The sequence below is a fragment of the Streptomyces sp. CY-1 genome (assembly GCF_047218265.1).
Taxonomy (GTDB): domain Bacteria; phylum Actinomycetota; class Actinomycetes; order Streptomycetales; family Streptomycetaceae; genus Streptomyces; species Streptomyces niphimycinicus.
This window is the reverse complement of record NZ_CP178393.1, coordinates 5,098,859-5,121,781: the sequence shown is the minus strand read 5'-3', so window position 1 is coordinate 5,121,781 and position 22,923 is coordinate 5,098,859. Positions and strand designations below refer to the sequence as shown.

The window sequence follows — 22,923 nt, the reverse complement described above, 5'->3', positions numbered from 1 at the left end:
TATTCGCTGCATCTTGGCGCTGCTGGACCGCAGAAATCGGGCAGTCTGGATGACCTTGGATGTCAGTCCGTGGATGGTGCTTGGGCTGCCGAAGTTGCGAGGGCGTAAAGTCGTTCACGTGATGGGCCGCTTGGCCTCCAACAGTCCTGTGGTTCCATGGGATGGCTCGCTCGGGAGTTGAGGCTTGTGGGGTCGGCTAGGGTCCGTCTTCAAAGGGATCTTGCCCAGAGCAGGCATGAGGCGAGGCAGACCGCTGCTTCATAGCTGGTGGCGGTCTTGTCGTACCGGGTAGCGATGCCACGGAAGTTTTTGAGCAGGTTGAAGCACCGCTCGACGGTATTGCGGCGCCGGTAGATCTCCTGGTTGAAGCCCGGCGGGCGGCCGCCGACGCTGCCGCGGCGCCGACGGTGGCCTTTCTGATCGGAGCGTTCGGGGATGGTATGGGCGATCCCGCGCCGGTGCAGGTAGGCCCGGAAGCCGCGGGAGCTGTAGGCCCTGTCCGCGATCAGGTGATCCGGGCGGCAGCGTGGGCGGCCGTGTCCGGTTCGCGGTACGCGGATGCGTTCCAGCAAGGGGCGAGCGCACGGGCTGTCATTGCGCTGACCGGGGCTGAGCAGCACGGCCAGGGGGCGGCCGCGACCGTCGCAGGCCAGATGGATCTTGGTGGTCAGTCCTCCGCGAGACCGACCGAGGGCGTGATCGTCCCGTTCTTCCTGCTGTGGCTGAGCGGCAGTTCGGCCCGTGGCGGCGGCGTGCTGGTGAGCGCGGACAATGGTGGAGTCGATCTGTACCAGCCAGTCGATGTTCCCGGCCGCATCCGCCCGGGTCTGGAGCTGCTGTAGGACGCGGGTGAACACGCCTCGTAGGGCGTACCGCCGGAAGCGTGTGTAGACGGTCTTCCAGGGACCGTAGCGTTCGGGTAGATCCCGCCAGGTGGTCCCGGTACGGATCTTGAACACCATGCCGTTGAGGATCCGCCGGTCGTCTACTCGAGGACGGCCGGTTCCAGCCCGGGGTATCAGCGGAGTGAGTAATTCCCACTCTTGGTCGGTGAGTTCATGTCGATGCACGGCCCGTGATCCAATAAGGGCGCGCGGAGGGGGAGATCGCCATGGATGTTATTGCGGGGGCTGTGGGCTCGCAGATTCTCAGTGCAGTGGTGGCCGCCGTGCTCACCGGGATCGGCACCCTGGTGCGCTGGTTCGTGGTCAAGCGGCTACCCGCACGTCGCACGTGGCGCTACCTGAACGCAGGCGAACTCTCCATCGTTCTGGACACCTCCTACGTCGACACCGGCCGCTACCAGCGACCCGTAGCCGGTCTGGGACAGGTCCGGGCGCTGTCCGTGCTTGTCCCCTCTCTCACCCACGCCTACCGGGAACTCGATTTGGAGAAGGTCCGCCTGTCGGCGTACTTGCCTGGCGGCGAGATGGAGCACGACTTGCTCGTATTGGGCGGACCGAAGAACAACGAGGTAGCCCGCCGCATCCTGGAGGCCATGACGGAGGCGTTGCCGTTCCGGCTGGGCGCAGGAGCGATCACCTGGGAGGGGACGGCCTACACAGGCGATGCCGCGGACGGCGAGGTGGTACGTGACTGCGGCTACATCGTCCGAGTTGCGAACCCCCTCAACCCGAAGACTCGCGTCGTGCTGATCGGCGGTTGGTCAACCTATGGCACCGTGGCCGCAGCCCGCTGGTTGGCCGAGAACGGCGCCAGTCGTTCCCTGACCGCAGATGTCGCCGTGCTTGTAGAAGCCTCGGTTCTTCGAGATGGCCACGTGTCCACACCTCGCGTCCTGCGCCAGGCAAGCCTCAACAGGTGAACCGCGCCACCGTTTGAAGACGGGCCCTAGAGGCTCATATCTCCCGGAGTTCGGCGACCGTGCGCACCGCGCGGTCGCGCGGCTCGGGTGGGTAGGAGGGGGCGTTCCATGACTCTGACCATTACACGGGAACTGAGCCTCCACTTCGCCCGGGGCGGTTCACCCTTTGGGCTGGCTTTCCTGTTGCGGTCGGGCCCGGGTGCGGACGCCTGGGCAGGCTGGTGGTTGTGGCGGATGATCGTGATGCGATGGTGGACCGGGGCGACCCGGGTGATGGTGCGAGTGGTGCCGGTCGCCGTCGGGCTGTGTGTTTCGAGTTCCGTATCGATACGGTTCAGGGGCCGGGAGCGGAAGCTCTGGCTCGGCAGCAGGCGACCGCTTTGTGTGACGTGGTGAGCTGGGTCGCACAGCAGCGAGAGCAGAGCCACGCTTCCGAATCGACCGCACATGACGAGGACGGGCCGGTGGACCAGGAACCAGACCTCGGGCCATTGCCACGCGAGGAGTAGATGCTGGTGCCTTCTGGCCTGTGGGCCTTGCGGTGGGTGACCGGCTGCTTGCTGGAGTTACCCCCTCTGGTTCGAACCTGCGACGCTGAGGGCCGGTGCTGACGCTCCTCGTCCAGCCTTGTTGACCTGCGCAGACGTGGAACGAGGACAAGTTGTGCGGTGGGCCGGGCCTGTGCGCGGTCACCTGTGTCCTGGTGCCATAGGTAACCCCACGGGTACTCATATGGCCCCTCTGACCTGCGACAACGCAGGGTGTAACCAAGTGCCCCCGGCAGGATTCGAACCTGCGACACCCGCTTTAGGAGAGCGGTGCTCTATCCCCTGAGCTACGGAGGCCCGGCGTCAGGGCGGCATGGTGGTGCCGCCGCGTCGCACCGCCACAGTGTAGCGGGTCGTGCACTTGGATCGTTTCGGGTGCTCCGGGTCGCCGAAGGGTCGGGCCCGGGGTGCCTCCGGCCCGAGCCCCTGGGCCGACGCCGCGGCTCGGAGCACCCGAAGGCCGCCACCGGCCGCCTCAGCCCTCCCGCCCGAAGCCCGCGATCGGGTTGCTCAGTGTGCCGATGAGCTGGAGGGCCCCCGCCGGGTCCTGGAGGTCGACCATTTCCCGGTTGTTGCGGAGCTGGAGGCGGTTGAGGCAGGAGAGGGCGAAGTCTTCGGTGAACATGTCGTACTGGGCGAATTTGTCCGCCAGATGGGGGGCGGATCGCTGGTAGGTCAGGACGGTGTCGGCGACCGTCTGCCAGAAGGTGTCCTCCTCCAGGAGGCCCTCGGTGACCAGGATGCCGCCCAGGAAGCGGAGGAAGCAGTCGAAGACGTCGGTGAAGATCGAGAGCAGTTTCTTGTCTTCGGGGACGTCCACGCGGATGCGTTCGACGGTCGGGGGGAGGACCGCGGTGGGGTCCATGACGGCGATTTCCTCGGCGATGTCCTTGAAGATCACGCGCTGGACGGCGCCGTCCTCGATCACCAGGATGACGTTCTCGCCGTGCGGCATGAAGACCAGGTCGTAGCCGTAGAAGCTGTGCAGCACCGGGGTGAGGTAGGCGTCCAGGTAGCGGCGCAGCCAGGTGGCGGGGGTGAGGCCGGATTCCTCGATGAGGGCGCTGACGAAGGAGGCGCCGTCGGGGTCGGTGTGGAGGAGGGAGGCCATGGTGGCCAGGCGCTGGCCGGGTTCCAGGGTCGGGACGGGGCTCTCGCGCCACAGGGCGGCGAGCATCTTGCGGTACGGGGAGCCCTTCGCGGTGGCGGCCTCGTACTGGCGGTGGTGGTAGCCGATCGCCGCTCGTTCTCGGATGATGGAGAAACGCGCGGCACGGAAGGTCTCGTCCGAGGCGATCAGAGACGCCAGCCAGTCGTTGATGGCCGGGGTCGCCTCCATATAGGCGGCCGACAGGCCCCGCATGAAGCCCATGTTGAGGACCGACAGCGCGGTTTTCACATAGTGCTTGGAGGGGTCGCTGGTGTTGAAGAAGGTGCGGATCGACTGCTGGGCAAGGTATTCGTCGTCGCCGGGGCCCAGGTACACCAGATACTGCCGGGCGACCTCGGCGGCGAAGCTGACGGACAGCTTGTTCCACCACTGCCAGGGGTGCACCGGCAGCAGGTGGTAGTCGGCCGGGTCCAGGCCGAGGTCGGTGAGGGTCCGCGCGAAGCGGGCCCGGGTCTCCTCGCCCAGCTCGGAGTGGATCAGGGCGTCGTAGTCCAGGTCCGTGGAGGCCGTGAAGGTGGAGCGGTCACGGCGGGCGGCGAGCCAGATGAGCTGGACGGGGCTCGCGGTCTCGGGGGCGTACGAGAGGTATTCATGGATGCCGAAGCCGAGCCGGCCGTTGTTGGCGACGAAGCAGGGGTGGCCCTCGGTCATCCCCGTCTCGATCTCCTGGAAGCCGGATTTGGCCAACTGGGCGGCGCCCACCGGCTCGGCGGCCAGTTTGTACGCCGTACCGGAGAGGGTGGAGCTGATCTCCTCGAGGTAGACGGGGAGGACCTCCTCGCTCAGGCCCAGCCGCTCGCGCAGCTCGATGAAGAAGTCCAGGGCGTCCAGGGGGAGTTCGGCGCCGGTCCGGTCGTGGCGGGTGATGCTGTCCGCCTCGACCAGCCAGTGGTCCAGGGAGAGCACCTGGGCGGCGAAGCGGTAGGTCACCGCCCCGTCGTCGCTGGTCACGGCGTAGCGGCCGGCGGGGCCCGGCTCGGGGGCGAGCAGGCGTTCGTGGGTGAACTCGGCGAGGGCCTTGCGGATGAGGAGGCGGCCCGCCCGGTCCCACAGATCGGGGGTGAGGTGGGCGACGGCGTCGCGGGGGCTCATCGGGTCACTCCTTGGACGGCGCGGGCGGCGAGGGTGGTGCGGGCGGCCTCGAACCGCTCGCGGGTGCAGACGCTGAGGTAGGCGTCCTTCTCGGGTTTGGCGATCCGCTCGACGGTCTCGAAGCCGACGGCCGCGTTGAGCGCGTGCACCGCCGCGTTGCGCACATCGGGCTCGACGACGACGCGCCGGACATGCGGATCGGCGAAGCAGAACTCCATGACGACGGTGATCACGGCCAGCGTGAAGCCGGGTACCGGGGTGTCGGTCGGCGCGCAGAGGAAGTGCATGCCGATGTCGCCGGACCGGGCGGGGTAGAGCCCCTCGAGTTCCACCCGCGACGGGTCGTAGCGCTCGGCCAGGAACGCCGGGCGTCCCTCGTGCAGGCCGATGAAGGCGTCATGGTGCGCATGCTCGTGGATCCTGCGGTACTCGGCGGCGACCTCCGCCTCATCCGCTCCCTGCATCATCCAGTAGGCCGCCTTGGGGTGGGTCACCCAGCCGTGCAGCAGCCCGGCGTCGGCCGCCGGATCCAGGGTGCGCAGGGTGAAGGCGCCCAGGCGCGCGTCCGTATGCTCGAAAACCGGCGACGGGGTCATGCGATGGCTCCTTCCGGTGCGCCGAACTCCTGGAAGGCGATGGACTTCTCCACCGGGTAGTGCTCCCGCCCCAGCAGCTCACGGATGATCCACGAGTTGCGGTACGGGCCCATGCCCAGGTCCGGGGAGGTCAGGCTGTGGGCGTGGGTGGCGCCGTTCTGGAGGAAGATGCCGCGCCCGGTGGTGTCGATGCTGTAGTTGCGGGCGACGTCGAAGCGGCCGTGGCCGTCCCAGCGGATGCGGTCGCGTACCGGGTCCAGGAAGGCGGGCACCTGGTAGCGGTAGCCGGTGGCCAGGACGAGCCCGTGGGTGGTGAGCGAGAAGTCCCGCTGCTGCTCCGCATGACGCAGCCCCAGGGTGTACATGCCGGACAGGTCGTCGTACTCCGCGCCGGTGAGTTCGGTGTTGGTGAGCAGCCGGGTGGGCACCGGGCCGCTCACGCTCTTCTGGTAGAGGAGGTCGTAGATGCCGTTGACGAGGTCGGCGTCGATCCCCTTGAACAGGCCCTTCTGCTCACTCTCCAGCCGGTAGCGGGTGTCCTCGGGGAGCGCGTGGAAGTAGTCCACGTACTCGGGCGAGGTCATCTCCAGGGTGAGCTTGGTGTACTCCAGCGGGAAGAAGCGCGGGGAGCGGGTCACCCAGTTGAGCCGGTAGCCGTGGGTGTCGATGTCGGCGAGCAGATCCTGGTAGATCTCGGCCGCGCTCTGGCCGCTGCCGACGATGGTGATGGACTCCTTGGCCTGAAGCGCCTCCTTGCTCCCCAGGTAGTGGGTGTTGTGCACCAGATCGCCGTCCAGGCCGCGGCACACCTCGGGGAGGAACGGCGGGGTGCCGGTGCCCAGCACCAGATGGCGGGCGCGGTGGGCGGTGGTCCCGCCGGTGGCGGGACGCCGGGCGCGCACCGTGTAGAGGCCGTCGGCCTCGTCGTACTCGACGCTCGTCACCTCGTGGCCGAAGCGGACGGACGAGAGCTTCGCGGCGGCCCAGCGGCAGTAGTCGTTGTACTCGGCGCGCAGCGGATAGAAGATCTCGCGGATGTAGAAGGAGTACAGCCGCCCGGATTCCTTGAGGTAGTTGAGGAAGGAGTACGGGGAGGTGGGGTCGGCAAGCGTCACCAGGTCGGCCATGAACGGGGTCTGGAGGGTGACGCCGTCCAGCAGCATGCCCGGATGCCAGTCGAACTCGGGCTTGCTCTCCAGGAACAGCCCGTCGAGTTCCTCGATCGGCTCGGTCAGGCAGGCAAGGCCCAGGTTGTAGGGGCCGAGCCCGACCGCGATGAAGTCATGGGTGTGCGGGGTGGGCACGAGGGTCTCCGGCGGGGTGCGGGGGCTCAACTGGCGCGCGAGTGGCGGGGGCCGCTGAGTTCGGGCTCGATGTGCAGGGCCAGATACTGACCGGCGTGCTCGGCGAGGAGGTCGAGGACATACGCGATGTCGCTCAGCGAGGTCTCCGGGTTGAGCAGGGTGAACTTGAGGTGGTGACGGCCGTCGACGACGGTTCCGGCGACGACCGCCGCACCGGAGGCGGCCAGCGCCTCGCGGGCGTGCAGATTGGCCCGGTCGACGAGGTCCGGGTCGCCCGGCCCGTCCGACGGCGGTACATAGCGGAAGACGAGCGTGGACAACTGGGGCTCGGTGACGACCTCGTAGCGCGGATCGGTGTCCAGCAGCGCCCATGCCTCGGCGGCCCGGTCCACCACCTCGTCGAAGAGGGCCCCCACGGCGTCCGCCCCCATGATGCGCAGCGTCAGCCACAGCTTGAGCGCGTCGAAGCGGCGGGTGGTCTGGATGGACTTGTCGACCTGATTGGGGATGAGGTTGCGGGCGCTGCGCTCGGGGTTGAGATAGTCCGCGTGGTACGTGGCGTGGCTGAGCGTGGCGCGGTCGCGGACCAGCACGGCGCTGGAGCTGACCGGCTGGAAGAAGGACTTGTGGTAGTCCACCGTCACCGAGTCGGCGCGCTCGATGCCGTCGAGCAGTCCGCGGCGGGTCGGGGAGGCCAGCAGTCCGCAGCCGTACGCGGCGTCCACATGCATCCAGGTGCCGTGCCGGTCACACAGCTCGGCGATCTCGGGCAGCGGGTCGATCGAGCCGAAGTCGGTGGTGCCCGCGGTGGCCACGACGGCCATGACGATCAGGCCCTCGCGACGGCAGCGGTTCAGCTCACGGGCGAGGGCGACGGTGCGCATCCGGCGGTCCTGGCCGCAGGGGACCGGGATGACGGCCTCGTAGCCGAGCCCCAGGATGGCGGCGGCCTTCTGGACGGAGAAGTGGCCGGCCTGGGAGGTGAGGATGCGCAGCCGCGGCAGGATGGCGGATTTGGCGACCGTCTCGCCGGCCGCGGCGGCCTCCTTCTCCACCAGCGTGCACGCCTCGTCGCGGGCGAGCAGCATCGCCTGGAGATTGGACTGGGTGCCGCCGCTGGTGAAGATGCCGTCCGCGGCCTCGCCGAGGCCGATGCGCTCGGCGGTCCAGTCGATCAGCCGGCGCTCGATGAGGGTGCCGCCCGCGCTCTGGTCCCAGGTGTCGAGGGAGGAGTTGACGGCGGAGAGGACGGCCTCGCCCAGCAGTGCGGGGATCACCACGGGGCAGTTGAGGTGGGCGAGATAGCGCGGGTGGTGGAAGTAGACGGCGTCCTTGAGGTAGACGCTCTCCAGCTCCTTGAGCGCGGCGTCCGGATCGCCGAGCGGCCGCTCCAGGTCGATTCCGGAGATCTCGGGGGCGAGTTCGGCGGGGGTGACGCCGGTGAAGGGGCGCTCGGTGCGGGCGACGGTGGAGGCCACCAGGCCGACGCCGTCGGTCACGGAGCGCCGATAGCGGTCCGCCGTACGGCCGTTGAACAGGTGGGCCCTGCCATCCGCCGCCCCGGGTATCGGCTCCGGCGACGGGTCCTCAGCGGTCTGCGCGAGGAAACTCACGGTCTGTCCCTTCTGGAAATGAGCATGCGGGCGTGCGGAGGGCGCGGGCATGCGGCTGGTGGTGGGGAGGGAGGCGGCCCTCGGCTCACGCCCGCGGCCTGATGGCTGAGGGGCGTGCGGGGGCGCTGGACGCGGCGGCAGGGCGCGTGGGGGCGCGCCGAGCGGTGGCCGCCCGTCGTCCAGTGGTCGGTCTTTCGCGGTCCCGTGGGGGGATTCGGCTGTGGCGATTCGGTTGTGGGGGCTCGGTTTCGTGGGGTCAGTCGTCGGTCGCGGGGCCGGTGCCCGACACGGCTTCCTCGACGAGCTGTTCCTCACAGGTGCCCAGGCGCCAGTAGCCGGTGAAGGTCACGGCCTTGCGGTCGAAGCCGCGTTCGCGCACCAGATGGCGGCGCAGCTCCTTGACGGTCCCGGCCTCGCCCGCGATCCAGGCGTACGGTGTGCCGGAGGGCAGTTCGGCGGTGCTCACGGCGTTCCGCAGCAGCGCGGAGCGCGGGGTTCCGGGGGCCACGGCGTCCCGGACCAGCCAGGTGATCTCGGCTTGCGCCGCGGTGCGCAGCTCCTGGATGTCCTCGGCGTGCTGGACCTCGAGCCACACCTTGGCGGGCAGATCGGCGGGCAGCCATTCGAGGATGCCCGCGATGGCGGGCAGCGCGGTCTCGTCACCGGTGATCAGCACCCAGTCGGTGCCGGACGGCGGCCGGAAGTCGACACCGCCGTTGTCCTCCACGACCGGGCCCAGCAGGGTCACGCGGTCGCCCGCCTCGGCGCGCGCGGCCCAGCGGGCGGCCGGGCCGCTGTCGTCGTGCAGCGCGAAGTCCACGTCGATCTCGTGCGGGTCGTGGCGCTGCCGGCGCACCGTGTACGAGCGCATGATGCCGCGTTCGGCCGGGTCCATCGCCCGCCAGGTGGCGAACCAGCCCTCCCCGGCCTCGACCGGGACCACCGGGGCGCTCTGGCCGGGGTGCGGCAGGAACAGTTTGAAGCGCTGGTCGCGGCCGCCGCTGGTGAAGTCCTTCAGACCCGCGCCGCCGAAGGTGATCCGTGCCATGGACGGTCCGAGCGGGCGGGTCCGTACGACCCGCGCGTCGAAGAAGCGGAACGGAATGGCGGTGGTGGCGGTGGTGGTGGCTGCGGTGGTCATGGCGGGGGGTCTTCCCTTCGCTTGCCGTGGGGAGGCCGGGCCGGCCGGTCGTGCTGACCGTTCAGTGGAGCTTCTTCGCGTCCTGGATGGCCTTGGTGAGGGATTCGACGAGCGGGGCGGCACCGGCGTACGAGAAGCGCGGCTCGCTGCTCCAGGGGGTGATCTGACCGGCCTTGACCGCGGGGAGCTTGGACCAGGTGGGCTTGGCGGTCAGGGCCCCGGGCTGGAGGGTCGCGGTGCGGTTGTCGAGGAAGAGCACATCCGCGTCGTACTTGTCGGCGTTCTCCCAGCTCAGGCTCTCGAAGTAGCCGCCCTTGTCGGGCTTTTCGGGCATGACGAAGTCGACGCCGAGCTCGCTGAAGTAGATCAGGTCGGCATTGATCCTCGGGTTGGAGACATAGAAGAGATCGGCGCTGGCGGAGCAGGCCATGACCTTGATCCGGTGGGATTTGACGGTTTTGCGCAGCGTCTCGGATGCCTTCTCGAACCGCGCCTTGGCGTCGGTGACCTTCTTGGCCTTCGGGTCGGCGCCGAGCGCCTCGGCCAGTGCGGCATAGCGCTTGATGGGCTCGACCATGGAGACCCGGCCGGTGCCGATGGCGGCGCTGGGGGCGAGCTGGAGGATCTTCTTCTTGCTGTCGTCCGGGATGTAGAAGAGCGCGCCCGGGTCGTACATGTTGGTGATCAGCAGATCGGGGCTGAGCGAGGCGTACTTCTCGACGTTGAACTGGCCCCAGGTGTTGCCGAGGGAAGTGGCCTGGTCGACGGGGAAGTCGCCCGCCTGGACGTCCGGCTTGCCGTTCTTCAGCGTGGTCGGCCCGAAGACGCCGGTGATCTGCTTCTCGACGCCGAAGTCGTAGAGCGCGGCCGCCGCGGCGATGTAGGCGACGATGTGCTGGGGCCGGCCGTCGAGGCTGATCTTCTTCTTGCGGTCGTCGGTGAACGACCAGGAGCCGCCGCCGTCATCGCCGCCGGAGCCCGAACCGCCGTTGTCGCCGCAGGCGGTGACCAGGGCTCCGAGTCCGAGGGCGCCGCCCGCGGCGAGCAGACCGCGGCGGGAGAGGGGGAGTGCTCTGGCCTGGCGCATGAAGGTGCTCTCTCTCGATGCATACGGGGACGTGGTTCGCGGGACGGCAACCCGAGGACGTAGTTAGGTTAGCCTAACCAACCTGGTTGTCCAGTGGGCGGGGTCGTTCCGGACCTCACATCGAGGGGCTCATCCGGCGGTTCAGGGCGGATTCACAGGTCCAGCACCAATCGGGGGCCACGGCAGCGTGAGACGCAGATCATCATGGTCTCGCCCGAGGCCCGCTCCTCGCCGGTGAGCACGGAGTCGTGGTGGTCCACCTCTCCTTCGACGACATCCGTCTCGCACGTCCCACACGTGCCCTCCTCGCAGGAGTACAAAACCGGTACCCCCGCCGCCTCGACCGTGCGCAGCACACTGCGCTCCGGCTCCACGGTGAGGGTCAGCCCGGAGCGGGTGAGCACCAACTCGAAGGCCCCGCGCGCCGGTTCGGCGCCCGCCGCGTCCGTACGGGGCTGGAAGCGCTCGGTGCGCAGGGCCCCGTCCGGCCACGTCCGGCACGCCTCCTCGGCGGCCCGGAGCAGCGGTTCGGGACCGCAGCAGTAGACGAGGGTGCCGGGTGAGAAGGGGACGGAGGGGTCGGCCGGGGCGTCGAGATACGGCGCGAGGTCGAGCAGCCCCTCCTCGTCCTGCGGCACCAGCCGCACCTTGCCGCCGTAACGGGCGGCGAGCTGATCCGCGAAGGCCATCGAGGCACGGGTGCGCCCGCCGTACAGCAGCCGCCAGTCGGCGCCCGCGGCCTCGGCGGCGGCCGTCATCGGGAGGAGGGGAGTGATGCCGATGCCGCCCGCGATGAACAGATAGCGGGCCGCCGGGCGCAGTGCGAAGTGGTTGCGCGGGCCGCGCACCCGCACCGTGCTCCCCTCGGTGAGGGTGTCGTGCACCCGGGCGGAACCGCCGCGCCCGGCGGGTGCGCGGAGCACCGCGATCCGCCAGGAGGCGCGGTCGGCGGGGTCGCCGCACAGCGAGTACTGCCGGGTCCGGCCCGGGTCGAGGACGAGGTCGAGATGGGCGCCGGGCTCCCAGGCGGGGAGTTCACGGCCCGTCGGATGGCGCAGGGTGAGCGCCACCACGTCCGCGGCCACCGCCTCCCGGCGGGCCACCAGCAGGGTGTCCTCGTACTCGCCGCCGGGGTTCGTCACGTCATCTCCTTGCGGTGGTCGGCGGGTTGGTGTCCGGTGGGGTGGTGCCCGGCGGGTTGGTGTCCGGTGGGGTGGGCGAGCATCCACTGCCACAGTTCGACCGGGTCCTCGGCGGTGCGCTCGGCGCCGCAGTGGCAGACCCCGTGCAGCACATCGGTGCCGGGCAGCCAGTCGATCCGGTACACCTCGGCGGTGGGGGCGCCGCTCACGGGGACGCCGCCACGGCCGCGGTCCGCTCTCCTTCGGCGGCGAGGCGGGCGAGGATGCGGCGCGCGGCCAGACCGCCGGTGTCGATGTTGATGCTGAGCTCCTGATAGCCCTCGCGCTCGGTGTCCAGGGCCTTCTGGAGCAGATTCAGCGCCGCCACGTCCTGTAGCACCACGGTCCGGTTGAGGTCGTGGAGGAAGGTGGTCACCTCCTCGTCGTCCTGTGCGAAGTCCCGTGAGACGGCCCAGAAGTCGTACACATGGCGGTCGGTGGACGGGGTGATGGCGTAGGTGATCTCCACATGGAAGGCGTCCGGATCGGAGCCGTCCGGCCTCGGCAGCACCCCGGCCGGGGCGATCCGGCTGTGCAGGAGATAGAGACAGGGCGCGTGGTACTCGATGTCCTGCCAGCGGGTGATGCGGCCGTCGATGCCGGTGGAACGGGCGTAGAACGGCGGGCACTCGGCGTCGTCCATATGCCGGCTGACCCGTACGACGCCCGCGCCCTCGTCGACCTCCGTGGTGATCGGGGTCTCGGCGACCTCGGGAGTGCCGATGTAGCCGCTGTGCAGATACGTCTCGTGGGAGAGGTCCAGCAGATTGTCCACCAGCAGGCCGTAGTCGGCGTCGATCGGCTCCATGCCGCCCACGGTCGTCCAGCGCGGATCGGCCAGCCAGGGCGCGCGCGGCACCGAGCGGGGATCGGCGAGCGCCGGGTCCCCGATCCACACCCACACCAGCGAGTCCTGCTCGACGACGGGGTAGGAGGGGACCCGGGCGGTGCGCGGGACGCGTTTTTGGCCCGGTACGAACACACAGGTGCCGCCGGTGTCGTAGGTGAAGCCGTGGTAGCCGCAGACGACCGTGTCGCCGTCGAGACGGCCGGCGGTGAGCGGATAGCGGCGGTGGACGCAGCGGTCGGCGAGCGCGATGACCGTGTCGTCGGACTCGGTGCGGTAGAGGGCGATGGGTTCGTTCAGGATCGTGCGCCCCAGCAGCTCCCGGCCGATCTCACGGCCGTAGGCGGCGACGTACCACTGGTTTCTCGCGAAGGCGGTCATGCGTGCCAGCGTGGTGACGCCCGTCACGCACGGGCAACGGCCCTTCCACTGAGTGGAAGGGCCGCGCGGGGAGGTGTCGGTGAACTGCCGGGCGGGTCAGCCGCCGAACTGCCAGAAGACCGACTGGTTCAGCGTCAGCAGGACGATGAGCAGGGCCACATCGGCGATGCCGAGCATGATGCCGAGCAGCGCCCGGCCCCTGCGGCCGGTCTCCCGGGCGAGGGCGAGCGTCCCCAGGACGATCGCGCAGGGCCCGAAGACCGCGTTGAAGAGCAGCAGGCCGATCAGGCCGAGTACGAAGGAGGCGACGGCCATGCCATCGGCGTCCCGGCGCGCCCGGATGGGTGAGGTGCGGGACGGTGCGGTGAGTGCCATGGGTCTCAGCTCTCCTTGTGCCCGGTGCGTTCGCGGATGAAGAAGACCAGCAGCCAGGCGCTGATGGCGCCCGCGGCGGCGAGGAAGAGGGGGAGCGGAGTGTGCGCCGCCGCCCCCAGAAGAACTCCCATCAGGGCGAGTGCCGCGACGATGAAGAGCATATGAGCCTCTCTCGAAGTGACGATCCGGATGCGGTTGGCGTGCGGATGGTGGTTGTTCGGTGAACAGTTGGAATCACAACTGTTCACTGAGTTCCAGAGTACCCCGCCGAGCCCTGGAAAAATTCAGCGAACGCCTGTTTACTGAATGATATGAGTCACAGGTGCGGGGTCCGGCAGGCCCAGAAGGAGAAGACCCGGCGCGCCCTGATGGACGCGGCGTTGGGGCTGCTGGAGGACCAGAGCCTGAGCAGTCTGGGGCTGCGCGAGGTCACGCGGGCGGTGGGGGTGGCGCCTGCCGCCTTCTATCGGCACTTCCGGGACCTCGGCGATCTCGGTGTCGCGCTGGTCGAGGAGTCCCTGGGCAGCCTCCACCATATGATCGGCGCGATACTCGCAGGTCAGGACGGTGACGAGGAGCGGATCGACGCCACCGTCGAGGCGGTCGCCGAGCATGTGCGCCGCTATCCCGCGCATATCCGCTTCATCGCACGTGAGCGGCATGGCGGGGTGCGTGCGGTGCGCGAGGCCATCGCCGCCGAGCTGGACCGGTTCGCCGATGAGGTGGCCAATGACTTCTGCCCGCGGCTCTCGGCCGAGGACTGGCCGCCGGAAGATGTCCGGATGCTTGCGGAGCTGTATGTGGACCATATGGTGATGACGGCGACGGCGTTCCTGGAGGCGCAGCCGGAACAGCCACGGCTGGAGCGGCGGGTCGCCGACACCGCGCGCAAGCAGTTGATGCTGATCAGCCTCGGGCGTCGGCACTGGCGCGACGGGTGATCTCCACGTCGAAGTCACCGGCCGCGTCCCGGCCGGTGACCCGGACGCGTATCCGCAGGCCGTTCGCCTCCGTGCGGAAGGTCTCGCCGGGCGCGTAGGTCGCGTCGCTGAGCCCGGGGTGGACATTGCGCTCGCGGGTGCAGCCGTGGCCATGGGGGGTGGAGTCCACGATGGTGACGGGGCCGCCGCCGGAGTCGACACCGGTGTCCACCCGGGAGATCAGCACACCGGGCTTGCATATCGCCTCGTCGTTGCCGCCGGTCGCGCGCGCCTCGATGGCGTAGCCGGTGGACGGCGAGACGGGGACGAAGACCAGTTTGGTGCCCTCCGGACGGCTCAGCGGGGACAGGGCGTGCGCGAAGACCCCGGAGCGGGCGGCGCAGGCGATCTGCCGCGGGTCGAGCCAGCCCAGCTTCCACTTGTGCCAGGCCAGCAGGTCGTTGCCGGCGCCCCAGTCCTCGGACATCACATCCCAGTGGCCGGCCCTGTCGCCGCCGCCCCGGGTGTAGAGGTCGGGCAGCCCGAAGACATGGCCGTTCTCATGGGGCAGGACGCGGAAACCGGTGCGGCGCAGCGAGCCGGAGCCGTCGTCCTGGCGGCTGTAGACGAAGGAGACATTGGCCAGCGGCACCCCGTCGGCGGTCGGGGCCTGCTGGTTGTCGGCGTAGGTGACGGACAGCACGGCATGTGCGGCGGGCGGCCCGGCGTTCGGGGTGACCAGGACGTTCACCAGGTCGTACCGGCGGAAGTCGACCTTGGGGTCGGCGGCCTTGGCGATGTCGGCCACCAGTTCGCGATAGCCCGGGTCGAAGGGGCTGCCGCGCTTGATGCCGTAGGCGTGGAACGAGTGCGGCATCCGCAGCCAGTGGGCGATCGGTATCTCGGGGCGGTAGTCCAGCTTTCCGTACGAGCTTCGCGCGAACCACCGGGTGGTCTGGGGGAAGAACTCCTCGAAGCGCTGGCGGGCGGTGCCCTGGCCGCGCACATCGGGAAAGTCGATCATGAGGTTGAGGGCGTGGACCGTGCCGGTGCTGCGGCTGTAGCCGCGGCTGGTGGGTATGCCCTCGGACATCTGGAGCCCCGGTCCTGAGGCGAGGGCGCAGGGGGCGAGCGAGCCGAAGGCCGGGCGTCCGGAGGGTGCCGGGGCCAGCTCGGGGGGTGCGGGGGACGCGGGGCGCGGAGCCGCCGCCGGGGCGACCACCGCCACCGTGAGCACGGCGGCAGTGGCGAACGCGCTGCCTCTGCGGGGCCGGCGTATTCGTATGCGGTGGCGGGTGCTCCCATGCGTCTGCCTCATTGCCGACCACGGTGTGACGGCACGGGCCGGGGCGCTCGTGGGGTGCCGCCGAGTGGGGGAATGACCTGCTCCGTCCGGGCGGCGGGGGGTGCCGGACAGGTGTGAGGCAGGTCACCTGCGGACGCGGAAATTCCGGGGAGTGATTCCCCGTTTAACCCGATGACCGCATAAACGGGGACTGACTCCCCGGAAATGTTGAAGCTCGAACGTCTGGGCCGGGGCCTGGTGTCGCCACCAAGCCGCCGGAGAACCGTACGCATGGATGCCGTACGCGGAAGGGAGTGCTGCCATGACCGCCGACACGATGACCGCGAAGACCGCGCAGCCCCGGCTGCGCGCGGACGCCCTGCGCAATCGGGAGCGTATCGTCGTGGCAGCCCGTGAGGCGATCGTCGAATCCGGGGCCCATATCCCCCTCGATGAAATCGCTCGACGGGCGGGGGTCGGGAATGCCACGATCTATCGGCACTTCACGGACCGCCGTGAGCTCATCCACCATGTGGCGCTTTCGGTGATGTCCGGCGTCGCCGACCAGGCCGAATCCGCCCTGGCCGAGGAGGCGGACTCCTTCTCGGCGCTGCGGCGCTTCGTCCATGCCGCGGCGGACGAGCGCATCGGCGCGCTGTGCCTTCTGCTCTCCGACGGCCTCGACAAGGAGCACCCTGATCTCATAGCCGTCCGCGACCGTCTGTCCGCCGGTGTCGAGGCCCTGATGGGGGCCGCGAAAGCCGACGGCCGACTGCGCACCGACATCGGAGTCGGTGATCTGATGGTCGCGCTCAACCAGCTCACCAGGCCGCTGCCCGGCAGCTTCTGTGTGGACTTCGACGCCTTTGTGCACCGGCATCTGCAACTGTTCCTGGACGGTTTGCAGGCCCCGGCGCGCTCCGAACTACCCGGCAAGTCCGTGACCTTGGAGGATCTTCAGCACCGGCCGTGACATAGATCGCACCCGGCCGATCCCGGAGCACCGCTTATTTCGCGCGCGTTCACAAGTCTTCTGTACGTGCGTCGACGCCTCTCGTTACCTGTTACCCAACGGCCTGCGCCGGCCTGACTCCGGCCGGCCCCACTCGTCCCATTTATCACTCTCCGCACCGCTAGGTAGGCTCTCCCATGCCTGAAACGGCACAATTCGTGGATCCCCGGCGCTGGAAAGCGCTGATATTCATCGCCCTCGCCCAGCTCATGGTCGTGCTCGACGCGACCATCGTGAACATCGCGCTGCCCAGCGCCCAGGCCGACCTCGGCATCTCCGACGGCAACCGGCAGTGGGTCATCACGGCCTACGCCCTCGCCTTCGGCGGACTGCTGCTCTTCGGCGGCCGGATCGCCGACCTGTGGGGACGTAAGCGGACCTTCATCGTCGGCCTGGCCGGCTTCGCCGCCGCCTCGGCCATCGGCGGCGCCGCGCTGAACACCGGCGTGCTGCTGGGCGCGCGTGCGCTCCAGGGTGTGTTCGGCGCGCTGCTCGCCCCCTCCGCGCTCTCACTGCTCGCGGTGATGTTCACCGACCCCAAGGAGCGCGCCAAGGCGTTCGGTGTCTTCGGTGCCATCGCGGGTGGTGGCGGTGCCGTCGGTCTGATCCTCGGCGGTGTGCTGACCGAGTACATGGACTGGCGCTGGACCTTCTTCGTGAACATCCCGTTCGCCATCGTCGCCGCGATCGGCGCGGTCGCCGTGATCCGCGACCCGGTGGAGAGCCGCAACACCTCCCGGCTGGACGTCCCCGGTGTGCTCCTGGCCACCTCGGGTCTGGTCTCGCTGGTCTACGGCTTCACCCGCGCCGAGTCCGACGGCTGGTCCGCGGGTCTGACCATCGGTCTGTTCGTCGCCGCGGCCGTGCTGCTGATCGCCTTCGTGGCCGTCGAGTCGCGGGTGAAGGCGCCGCTGCTGCCGCTGCGCGTGGTCACCGACCGGAACCGGGGCGGTGTCTACGCCTCGCTGGGTCTCGCCATCATCGGCATGTTCGGCCTGTTTCTCTTCCTCACCTACTACATGCAGGTCGTCAAGGGGTACAGCCCGGTCAGGACCGGCTTCGCCTTCCTGCCGATGGTCGCGGGCATGATCACCGGCTCGACGCAGATCGGCGCCCGGCTGATGACCCGGGTCCCGGCGCGGCTGCTGATGGGGCCGGGCTTCCTGGTGGCCTCGGTCGGCATGCTGCTGCTGACCCAGATCGACCTGGACACCTCGTACCCCACGCTGATCCTGCCCGGCTTCCTGCTGCTCGGCCTCGGCATGGGTACCGCCTTCATGCCGGCGATGAGCCTGGCCACGCATGGCGTCGAGCCGCGTGACGCGGGTGTCGCCTCGGCGATGGTCAACACCTCGCAGCAGGTGGGCGGCGCCATCGGCACCGCGCTGCTGAACACCATCGCGGCGAGCGCCACCACCGCGTACGCCAAGTCGCATGCGGCGGGCGCCCCGTCCCGTACGGCGCTGGAGCTCCAGTCGATGGTGCACGGCTACACCGCCGCCATCTGGTGGGCGGTCGGCATCCTGGTGCTGGCCGGGGTGATCGCCATCACGATGGTCAACGCCGGACATCAGGGTGGCGGCGGCGCGGTCGCCGGCTCCGACGAAGGAGCGGCGGAGGACGCCATTCCGGTCATGGCGCACTGACCCGCCGAGGCGGTTCGTACGGAGGCAGTTCGTACAGAGGCATTTCGTACGGAGGCGGTTCGTACAGCGGAGACAATCCGTACAGCGGCGAAGGCCCCGTTCCCCTGGGGAGAATCCTGGGGGAGCGGGGCCTTCGCGCTTCGGTCCTCGGCGTGCCGGGGCGGGAGCTGGGGCGGCGGTGTCAGCGCAGCCAGGGGAGGTCGGCGCCCTCCGGCTGGAGACCGTCCGCGATGATCCGGCAGATGGTGCCGAACTGCTCGACCTGCTCGGGGGTGAGCCGGTCGAAGACGGCCGTCCGCACGGCGGACACATGGCCCGGGGCGGTCTCCTCCAGCACCTTGCGTCCCTTGTCGGTGAGGACCGCGTTCTGTCCGCGCTTGTCGTCGGGGCAGTCCTCGCGTCGGACCCAGCCGTCCTTCTCCATGCGCGCGATGGCATGGGACAGTCGGGATCGGGTGATCTTGGCGGCCTCGGCCAGTTCGGTCATCCGCAGCCGGTGGCGTGGCGCCCAGGAGAGCTTCACCAGCAGGCCGTAGTAGACGTGGGGCATGCCTGCGTCCCGCTGCAACTGGCGGTCGAGGTGATCCTCCAGAAGCATGTGCGCCTGGACGTACGCCAGCCAGCTTCGCTGCTCGTCATCGGTCAGCCAACGCGGTTCGTCGGTGTCTGAGGGGGTCTTCATGGCGTTGTCCACGCGTCCATTCTAGAGAACACTTTTTGAACTTTAAACAAGTGTGCGGTACAGTGAGCTGTGATTGCTTGAGACTTCAAGCACCTTGTCGGGCTCTGCCGAGGAGACTTCATGTCCGCGCTCGACGGGCGTATGCCCGCCCTCTACCTCAGTCATGGTGCTCCGCCGCTCGCCGACGATCCGGTCTGGCCCGGGCAGCTCGCCGCCTGGGCCGCGGGCCTGCCCCGGCCTCAGGCCATTCTCATGATCTCCGCCCACTGGGAGGAGGCGCCCCTGGCGGTCGGGGCCACCCAACAGGCCCCATTGGTCTATGACTTCTGGGGATTTCCCCAGCACTACTACCAGGTGCGGTACGCCGCGCCGGGCGCCCCCGAGCTCGCCGAGCGGATCCGCAAGACGCTGCGCACGGCGGGTACCCCGGTTCAGGACATCCCCGATCGGGGGCTGGACCACGGGGCGTATGTGCCCCTGGTCGAGATGTATCCGGAGGCCGACATCCCGGTCCTCCAGGTCTCGATGCCGACCCTCGACCCGCGGAAGCTGATGGAGATCGGGCGGAAGCTGGCGCCGCTGCGGGACGAGGGCGTCCTGATCGTCGGCAGCGGCTTCTTCACCCACAACCTGGCCGCGATGCGGCAGCGGGGCCCGACACCGCCCAGTTGGTCGGCCGAGTTCGACGACTGGGGGCAACGGGCCCTGGACGCCCAGGACATCGACGCGCTGCTGGACTTCGAGCACACGGCCCCGGCGGGACGGCTCGCCCATCCGCGCACCGAACACTTCGCGCCGTTGTTCGTCACGCTGGGCGCGGCGGAGGCGGAGTTGGACAGCCAGCGGAGCGTGATCGACGGCTTCTGGATGGGGCTGGCGAAGCGGTCGGTGCAGTTGGGGTGAGCCGGGGGCCCGGTGCGGGGGCTGGGTGGGGACGGACCGCGTGCCCGCTTCAGAACGCCGGGTCGATCATCGCGCAGGCGTGGAGTGCCGCGGCGAGGGCCATGGCGTCCGGGCCCTGGGCGACGTCGAGGGCGGTGTCGGTGAGCTTGATGGCGTGCTCATCGCCGTGCGCGGCGGCGCGGGCGAAGACCTCCTCGGGGGTGACGCCTGCCGCGGACGGCAGCCGGTCGGCCGGGAGCGGCTCCGGCGGCGCGTACACCGCCGTGACCGCGGCGCTCGCCGCCCACGCCGCGTCCAGACTCGGCGCCCACAGCTCGCGCGGCAGCGCGGGCAGGACGCGCAGTACGGCGTTGGGCGCGGTCGCGGCGTGGACCAGCATGACCGGTGAGCCGTGGCCGTGGGTGGCGTAGCGATGGGTCGCGGCCCGCACGAGCTCGGTCAGCCGTCGGCGCGCCTGCTCCGGCGGGTCGGCGGCGTCGGGGGTGGTGGCGGCGTCGGGGGCGTCGGGGGTGGTCGTCCGGCTGGTGGGCCGCGGGGCGGTCGGCAGGCCGGGCCGCGGGGCGGTCGGCCAGGTGGGGAAGGCGGTGAGCCGGGCCAGCCGGGCCCGTATGCCACCGCTCTGGTCGGCGACCGGCTCCACGGCGGCCAGTGCGTCGGCCGCCGACCCGGAGGCGGGGCCCGGCTGCTGCCGGAGCGGCGGCAGCGGGTCGTGCCGGGCGGCCCAGTAGCCGAGGGCCTGGGCAAGTTCGGCGGTGCGGGGAGCGGTCGTAGTGCCCGGGGCGTCCAGGAGGGTCCGTACGGCGTGGCCGACCCGGATCACCGGATGCGTCGCACCGCCGGCGATGCCCGGCAGCAGCCGTGGCCACCACACGGCGAGCACGTCCCGCCAGGGGCGGTCGGCGAGTTCCCGGTCGAAATAGGCGGGCCAGTCGGCGAGGCGGCGGGGGTCGCCGAGCGCCTCGCGCCAGTTCTCCTCGGTGATCCGGGCGTACCCGCCCGGCATCTCCTCCAGCTTGTCGCGATAGCGGTCCAGCCAGCGGTGCACGGTGCGCCCCTGGCCGTGACGCACCAGCGCCTCAACGGCCATCGGCGCGTGATTGCTCAGCCATCCCTCACGCTCGGGGCCGGAGGCATGCAGTCGCTCGAGGGCTTCGTCGAGGGTTCCACTCGTGTCGTCTGTCATGTCGTCTGTCATGAGCTCACGCTAGGGAGGGCGGCGCGGCCCCGAATCGGGCCGGGGGCGGAAGCGTGTGGGGACCAACGACCTAAGCCGGGGCCGGGGCGGGCGGGCTGTGGACCTCAGCCGGGGACCTCAGCCGGAGGTCTGGGCCGGGAGTACGGGCCGGGGGTACGGGCTGCGGCAGGCCGCGGGCTATTGCGGAGGGTGCTCCTCCCGTACGTGGAAGATGTAGAACGCTATGCCCGTCATCGCGAGCCCCGCCCCGAGCCCGATCCCCGCGGACCGGTACACCGAGCCTCCGCTCACGGCGTGCAGAAAGCCGAGCGCACAGCCGAGGAGCGTCCCGTAGAGCACGGCCCGGATCTCCGGCATCAGGCCCGGCGTCAACCTGCCGAGGGCGTAGCAGAGCGCCCCGACCACCACCGCCGACACCACGCCGAGGACGGCGGACGCGGGGATGGTGGAGCCCTGATTGTGGTCCACGAACATCACCCAGCCGCCGAAGAGCACCGCCAGTACGACGGGGATGCCCCAGGAGGCGGAGGGGTGCACGGGGAGGTGGAGCAGCGGATGGTGGTGGCTCACCGGGGCTGTGGGGGCATTCATGACCGGACCTCCTCGTCGCCGCGTCCCCGCCCTGACCTGTCACTTTCCAGCGCACACCCATGCGGAGGGCCGGGCAACCCGGCGCGATGGGCCATCCGGGCAACCGGGAGCCCGCGAGATTCGTCTTGACGGATGAGAGACGGGCGGAAGAGCCGTAGCAGACGCCGACACAGGGGGTCTGACCTGCGCTTCCCGCCGCTTCGGCAGTGCACTGACCCCGGTGTGGGTGGACAGGATACTGCATGATCGTAAAAAGGTGGGGGCCTGATGGGAATTCTGTCCTGATTCCAGTCGTTGTTTCCTTCGGACGGGGCACCCGACACCGGAGAGTCCGTCCATAGTCCGCGCCCGATCCATCTGTAAGGGAGCACGCATGGCAACCCGTGCCGTCGCCCGTAATCAGTCCGCCGCCGCTGGTGGCGCTGATGGGGCCAACAGCGTTCGCGCCTCAGGCGGGGAGATCGCCGATCGCGACCTGGTCGGCATGTATCTCGACGAGATCGCTCGTACCCCGCTGCTGGACGCGGCGAAGGAGGTTGAGCTGTCCCAGTCCATCGAAGCGGGGGTATATGCCCAGCAGATCCTGGACGGCGAGGTTGAGGAGGCCCCTGCCGCAGGTGCGAGCCGCGAGGAGCTGGAGGCGATAGCCACCGAAGGTGCCCGCGCCAAGGACATCTTCATCCGCTCCAATCTGCGCCTCGTCGTGGCTGTGGCGCGCCGCTATCCGCGCAGTGGGCTCCCCCTGCTCGACCTGATCCAGGAGGGCAACGCGGGCCTGGTGCGCGCGGTGGAGAAGTTCGACTACACCAAGGGGTTCAAGTTCTCGACCTATGCCACGTGGTGGATCCGTCAGGCCATCACGCGCTCGATCGCGGACCAGTCCCGTACGATCCGGCTGCCCGTCCACCTGGTCGAGGAGCTCGGTCGGATCCGCCGGGTGCAGCGGGAGTTCAACCGTGAGCACGGCCGCGAGCCGGAGCACGCCGAGATCGCCGAGGAGCTCGGCTCCACGATGGAGCGGGTCTCGGATGTGCTCGACTGGGCCCGCGACCCGGTCAGTCTGAACATGTCGGTCGACGACGAGGGGGAGACCCAGTTCGGCGATCTGCTGGAGGACACCTCGGCCGTTTCGCCCGAGCAGTCGGTGATGACGCTGCTGCGCAGCGAGGAGCTGGAGGACCTGATCGGCCGCCTCGACGACCGCACCGCCTCCATCATCAAGGCGCGGTACGGCATCGACGACGGCCGGGAGCGCACCCTGACCGAGGTCGGCAAGCAGCATGGCCTCACGCGTGAGCGCATCCGCCAGATCGAGAAGCATGCCTTGCTTGAGCTGAAGAAGATGGCCCGCCAGACCGGTTTCGACGCAGCGGCTTGAGTTCTCGGGACAGCAGACTCCAGCCGCCACCAGACCCTCTCCAACCCATGGACCGAGCCCCGGCGCCTCCCCCCCCTGGCGCCGGGGCTCGCTTGTGTCCGGGTGCGGACCGACTGTGTGGTGTGGCTGTGGTGTGGTCGGGGTCGGTCG

The 22,923-nt window shown here is 69.6% G+C and carries 22 protein-coding genes and 1 tRNA gene; 6 read left to right on the top strand and 17 right to left on the bottom strand.

Annotated elements, in window-relative coordinates:
- Positions 1 to 209: 209 nt before the first annotated feature.
- Positions 210 to 1,070 carry an IS5 family transposase gene (locus ACK1X7_RS21880; protein WP_398158160.1) on the bottom strand — a complete coding sequence of 287 codons (861 nt, stop codon included), beginning with the start codon at positions 1,068 to 1,070 and terminating at the stop codon, positions 210 to 212.
- 41 nt (positions 1,071 to 1,111) lie between these two features.
- Here ACK1X7_RS21880 and ACK1X7_RS21875 point away from each other — a divergent pair, with 41 nt between their 5' ends.
- The gene (locus tag ACK1X7_RS21875; RefSeq protein WP_413115537.1) at positions 1,112 to 1,825 is read left to right on the top strand and encodes a hypothetical protein; all 714 of its coding nucleotides are present in this window, start codon (positions 1,112 to 1,114) and stop codon (positions 1,823 to 1,825) included.
- A gap of 772 nt (positions 1,826 to 2,597) precedes the next feature.
- Here ACK1X7_RS21875 and ACK1X7_RS21870 read toward each other — a convergent pair.
- From ACK1X7_RS21870 to ACK1X7_RS21815, 12 genes are all read right to left on the bottom strand, one after another.
- A tRNA-Arg gene (locus ACK1X7_RS21870) sits at positions 2,598 to 2,670 on the bottom strand.
- A gap of 178 nt (positions 2,671 to 2,848) precedes the next feature.
- On the bottom strand, positions 2,849 to 4,636 hold the full coding sequence (locus ACK1X7_RS21865) for an IucA/IucC family protein (RefSeq protein ID WP_398158163.1): 1,788 nt from the start codon (positions 4,634 to 4,636) through the stop codon (positions 2,849 to 2,851).
- Positions 4,633 to 5,232 carry a GNAT family N-acetyltransferase gene (locus ACK1X7_RS21860; protein WP_413115536.1) on the bottom strand — a complete coding sequence of 200 codons (600 nt, stop codon included), beginning with the start codon at positions 5,230 to 5,232 and terminating at the stop codon, positions 4,633 to 4,635. Before ACK1X7_RS21860 ends, ACK1X7_RS21865 begins: the two co-directional genes overlap by 4 nt.
- On the bottom strand, positions 5,229 to 6,536 hold the full coding sequence (locus tag ACK1X7_RS21855) for a lysine N(6)-hydroxylase/L-ornithine N(5)-oxygenase family protein (protein WP_385141704.1): 1,308 nt from the start codon (positions 6,534 to 6,536) through the stop codon (positions 5,229 to 5,231). The genes ACK1X7_RS21860 and ACK1X7_RS21855 overlap by 4 nt, the downstream gene beginning before the upstream one ends.
- Positions 6,537 to 6,562: 26 nt before the next feature.
- Positions 6,563 to 8,149, bottom strand: coding sequence for a pyridoxal phosphate-dependent decarboxylase family protein (locus ACK1X7_RS21850; protein ID WP_390792181.1), 1,587 nt, complete (start codon positions 8,147 to 8,149; stop codon positions 6,563 to 6,565).
- A 256-nt stretch (positions 8,150 to 8,405) separates the two neighbouring features.
- Positions 8,406 to 9,290: a siderophore-interacting protein gene (locus tag ACK1X7_RS21845; protein WP_385141698.1), complete on the bottom strand. Its 885-nt coding sequence runs from the start codon at positions 9,288 to 9,290 to the stop codon at positions 8,406 to 8,408.
- A 61-nt stretch (positions 9,291 to 9,351) separates the two neighbouring features.
- Positions 9,352 to 10,377: an ABC transporter substrate-binding protein gene (locus ACK1X7_RS21840; RefSeq protein WP_385141696.1), complete on the bottom strand. Its 1,026-nt coding sequence runs from the start codon at positions 10,375 to 10,377 to the stop codon at positions 9,352 to 9,354.
- A 152-nt stretch (positions 10,378 to 10,529) separates the two neighbouring features.
- Positions 10,530 to 11,519: a PDR/VanB family oxidoreductase gene (locus tag ACK1X7_RS21835; protein ID WP_390792179.1), complete on the bottom strand. Its 990-nt coding sequence runs from the start codon at positions 11,517 to 11,519 to the stop codon at positions 10,530 to 10,532.
- Entirely contained in the window at positions 11,516 to 11,728 is a 213-nt protein-coding gene (locus ACK1X7_RS21830; RefSeq protein ID WP_385141690.1) for a hypothetical protein, read from the bottom strand. The genes ACK1X7_RS21835 and ACK1X7_RS21830 overlap by 4 nt, the downstream gene beginning before the upstream one ends.
- A complete protein-coding gene (locus tag ACK1X7_RS21825) occupies positions 11,725 to 12,786 on the bottom strand; it encodes a Rieske 2Fe-2S domain-containing protein (protein ID WP_385141687.1) in 1,062 nt (353 codons plus the stop codon). Before ACK1X7_RS21825 ends, ACK1X7_RS21830 begins: the two co-directional genes overlap by 4 nt.
- Positions 12,787 to 12,882: 96 nt before the next feature.
- Entirely contained in the window at positions 12,883 to 13,161 is a 279-nt protein-coding gene (locus ACK1X7_RS21820; RefSeq protein WP_385141684.1) for a DUF4190 domain-containing protein, read from the bottom strand.
- 5 nt (positions 13,162 to 13,166) lie between these two features.
- Positions 13,167 to 13,322 (bottom strand): hypothetical protein, encoded by a 156-nt coding sequence (locus tag ACK1X7_RS21815; protein ID WP_385141681.1) that lies wholly within the window; start codon positions 13,320 to 13,322, stop codon positions 13,167 to 13,169.
- Between the two features lie 150 nt (positions 13,323 to 13,472).
- Between ACK1X7_RS21815 and ACK1X7_RS21810 the strand changes: the two genes are divergently transcribed.
- The gene (locus ACK1X7_RS21810; protein WP_385141678.1) at positions 13,473 to 14,102 is read left to right on the top strand and encodes a TetR family transcriptional regulator; all 630 of its coding nucleotides are present in this window, start codon (positions 13,473 to 13,475) and stop codon (positions 14,100 to 14,102) included.
- Here ACK1X7_RS21810 and ACK1X7_RS21805 read toward each other — a convergent pair.
- Positions 14,068 to 15,399, bottom strand: coding sequence for a M6 family metalloprotease domain-containing protein (locus ACK1X7_RS21805; RefSeq protein ID WP_413115535.1), 1,332 nt, complete (start codon positions 15,397 to 15,399; stop codon positions 14,068 to 14,070). The genes ACK1X7_RS21810 and ACK1X7_RS21805 overlap by 35 nt on opposite strands.
- Positions 15,400 to 15,688: 289 nt before the next feature.
- On the opposite strand from ACK1X7_RS21805, the gene ACK1X7_RS21800 reads away from it, so the two are divergent.
- Positions 15,689 to 16,339: a TetR/AcrR family transcriptional regulator gene (locus ACK1X7_RS21800; RefSeq protein ID WP_385141672.1), complete on the top strand. Its 651-nt coding sequence runs from the start codon at positions 15,689 to 15,691 to the stop codon at positions 16,337 to 16,339.
- Positions 16,340 to 16,515: 176 nt separating this feature from the next.
- Positions 16,516 to 18,024, top strand: coding sequence for an MFS transporter (locus ACK1X7_RS21795; protein WP_385141669.1), 1,509 nt, complete (start codon positions 16,516 to 16,518; stop codon positions 18,022 to 18,024).
- 181 nt (positions 18,025 to 18,205) lie between these two features.
- On the opposite strand, the gene ACK1X7_RS21790 is transcribed toward ACK1X7_RS21795, so the two are convergent.
- On the bottom strand, positions 18,206 to 18,706 hold the full coding sequence (locus tag ACK1X7_RS21790; RefSeq protein WP_385141741.1) for a MarR family winged helix-turn-helix transcriptional regulator: 501 nt from the start codon (positions 18,704 to 18,706) through the stop codon (positions 18,206 to 18,208).
- 120 nt (positions 18,707 to 18,826) lie between these two features.
- On the opposite strand from ACK1X7_RS21790, the gene ACK1X7_RS21785 reads away from it, so the two are divergent.
- Positions 18,827 to 19,609: a dioxygenase gene (locus tag ACK1X7_RS21785; protein ID WP_382957617.1), complete on the top strand. Its 783-nt coding sequence runs from the start codon at positions 18,827 to 18,829 to the stop codon at positions 19,607 to 19,609.
- 49 nt (positions 19,610 to 19,658) lie between these two features.
- Here ACK1X7_RS21785 and ACK1X7_RS21780 read toward each other — a convergent pair whose 3' ends face one another.
- Both ACK1X7_RS21780 and ACK1X7_RS21775 read right to left on the bottom strand, forming a co-directional pair.
- Complete coding sequence (locus ACK1X7_RS21780; protein ID WP_385141667.1) at positions 19,659 to 20,804, bottom strand: questin oxidase family protein; 1,146 nt, start codon at positions 20,802 to 20,804, stop codon at positions 19,659 to 19,661.
- 177 nt (positions 20,805 to 20,981) lie between these two features.
- A complete protein-coding gene (locus tag ACK1X7_RS21775; protein WP_385141664.1) occupies positions 20,982 to 21,395 on the bottom strand; it encodes a hypothetical protein in 414 nt (137 codons plus the stop codon).
- 373 nt (positions 21,396 to 21,768) lie between these two features.
- On the opposite strand from ACK1X7_RS21775, the gene ACK1X7_RS21770 reads away from it, so the two are divergent.
- On the top strand, positions 21,769 to 22,773 hold the full coding sequence (locus ACK1X7_RS21770; RefSeq protein ID WP_059148800.1) for a sigma-70 family RNA polymerase sigma factor: 1,005 nt from the start codon (positions 21,769 to 21,771) through the stop codon (positions 22,771 to 22,773).
- Positions 22,774 to 22,923: the final 150 nt, after the last annotated feature.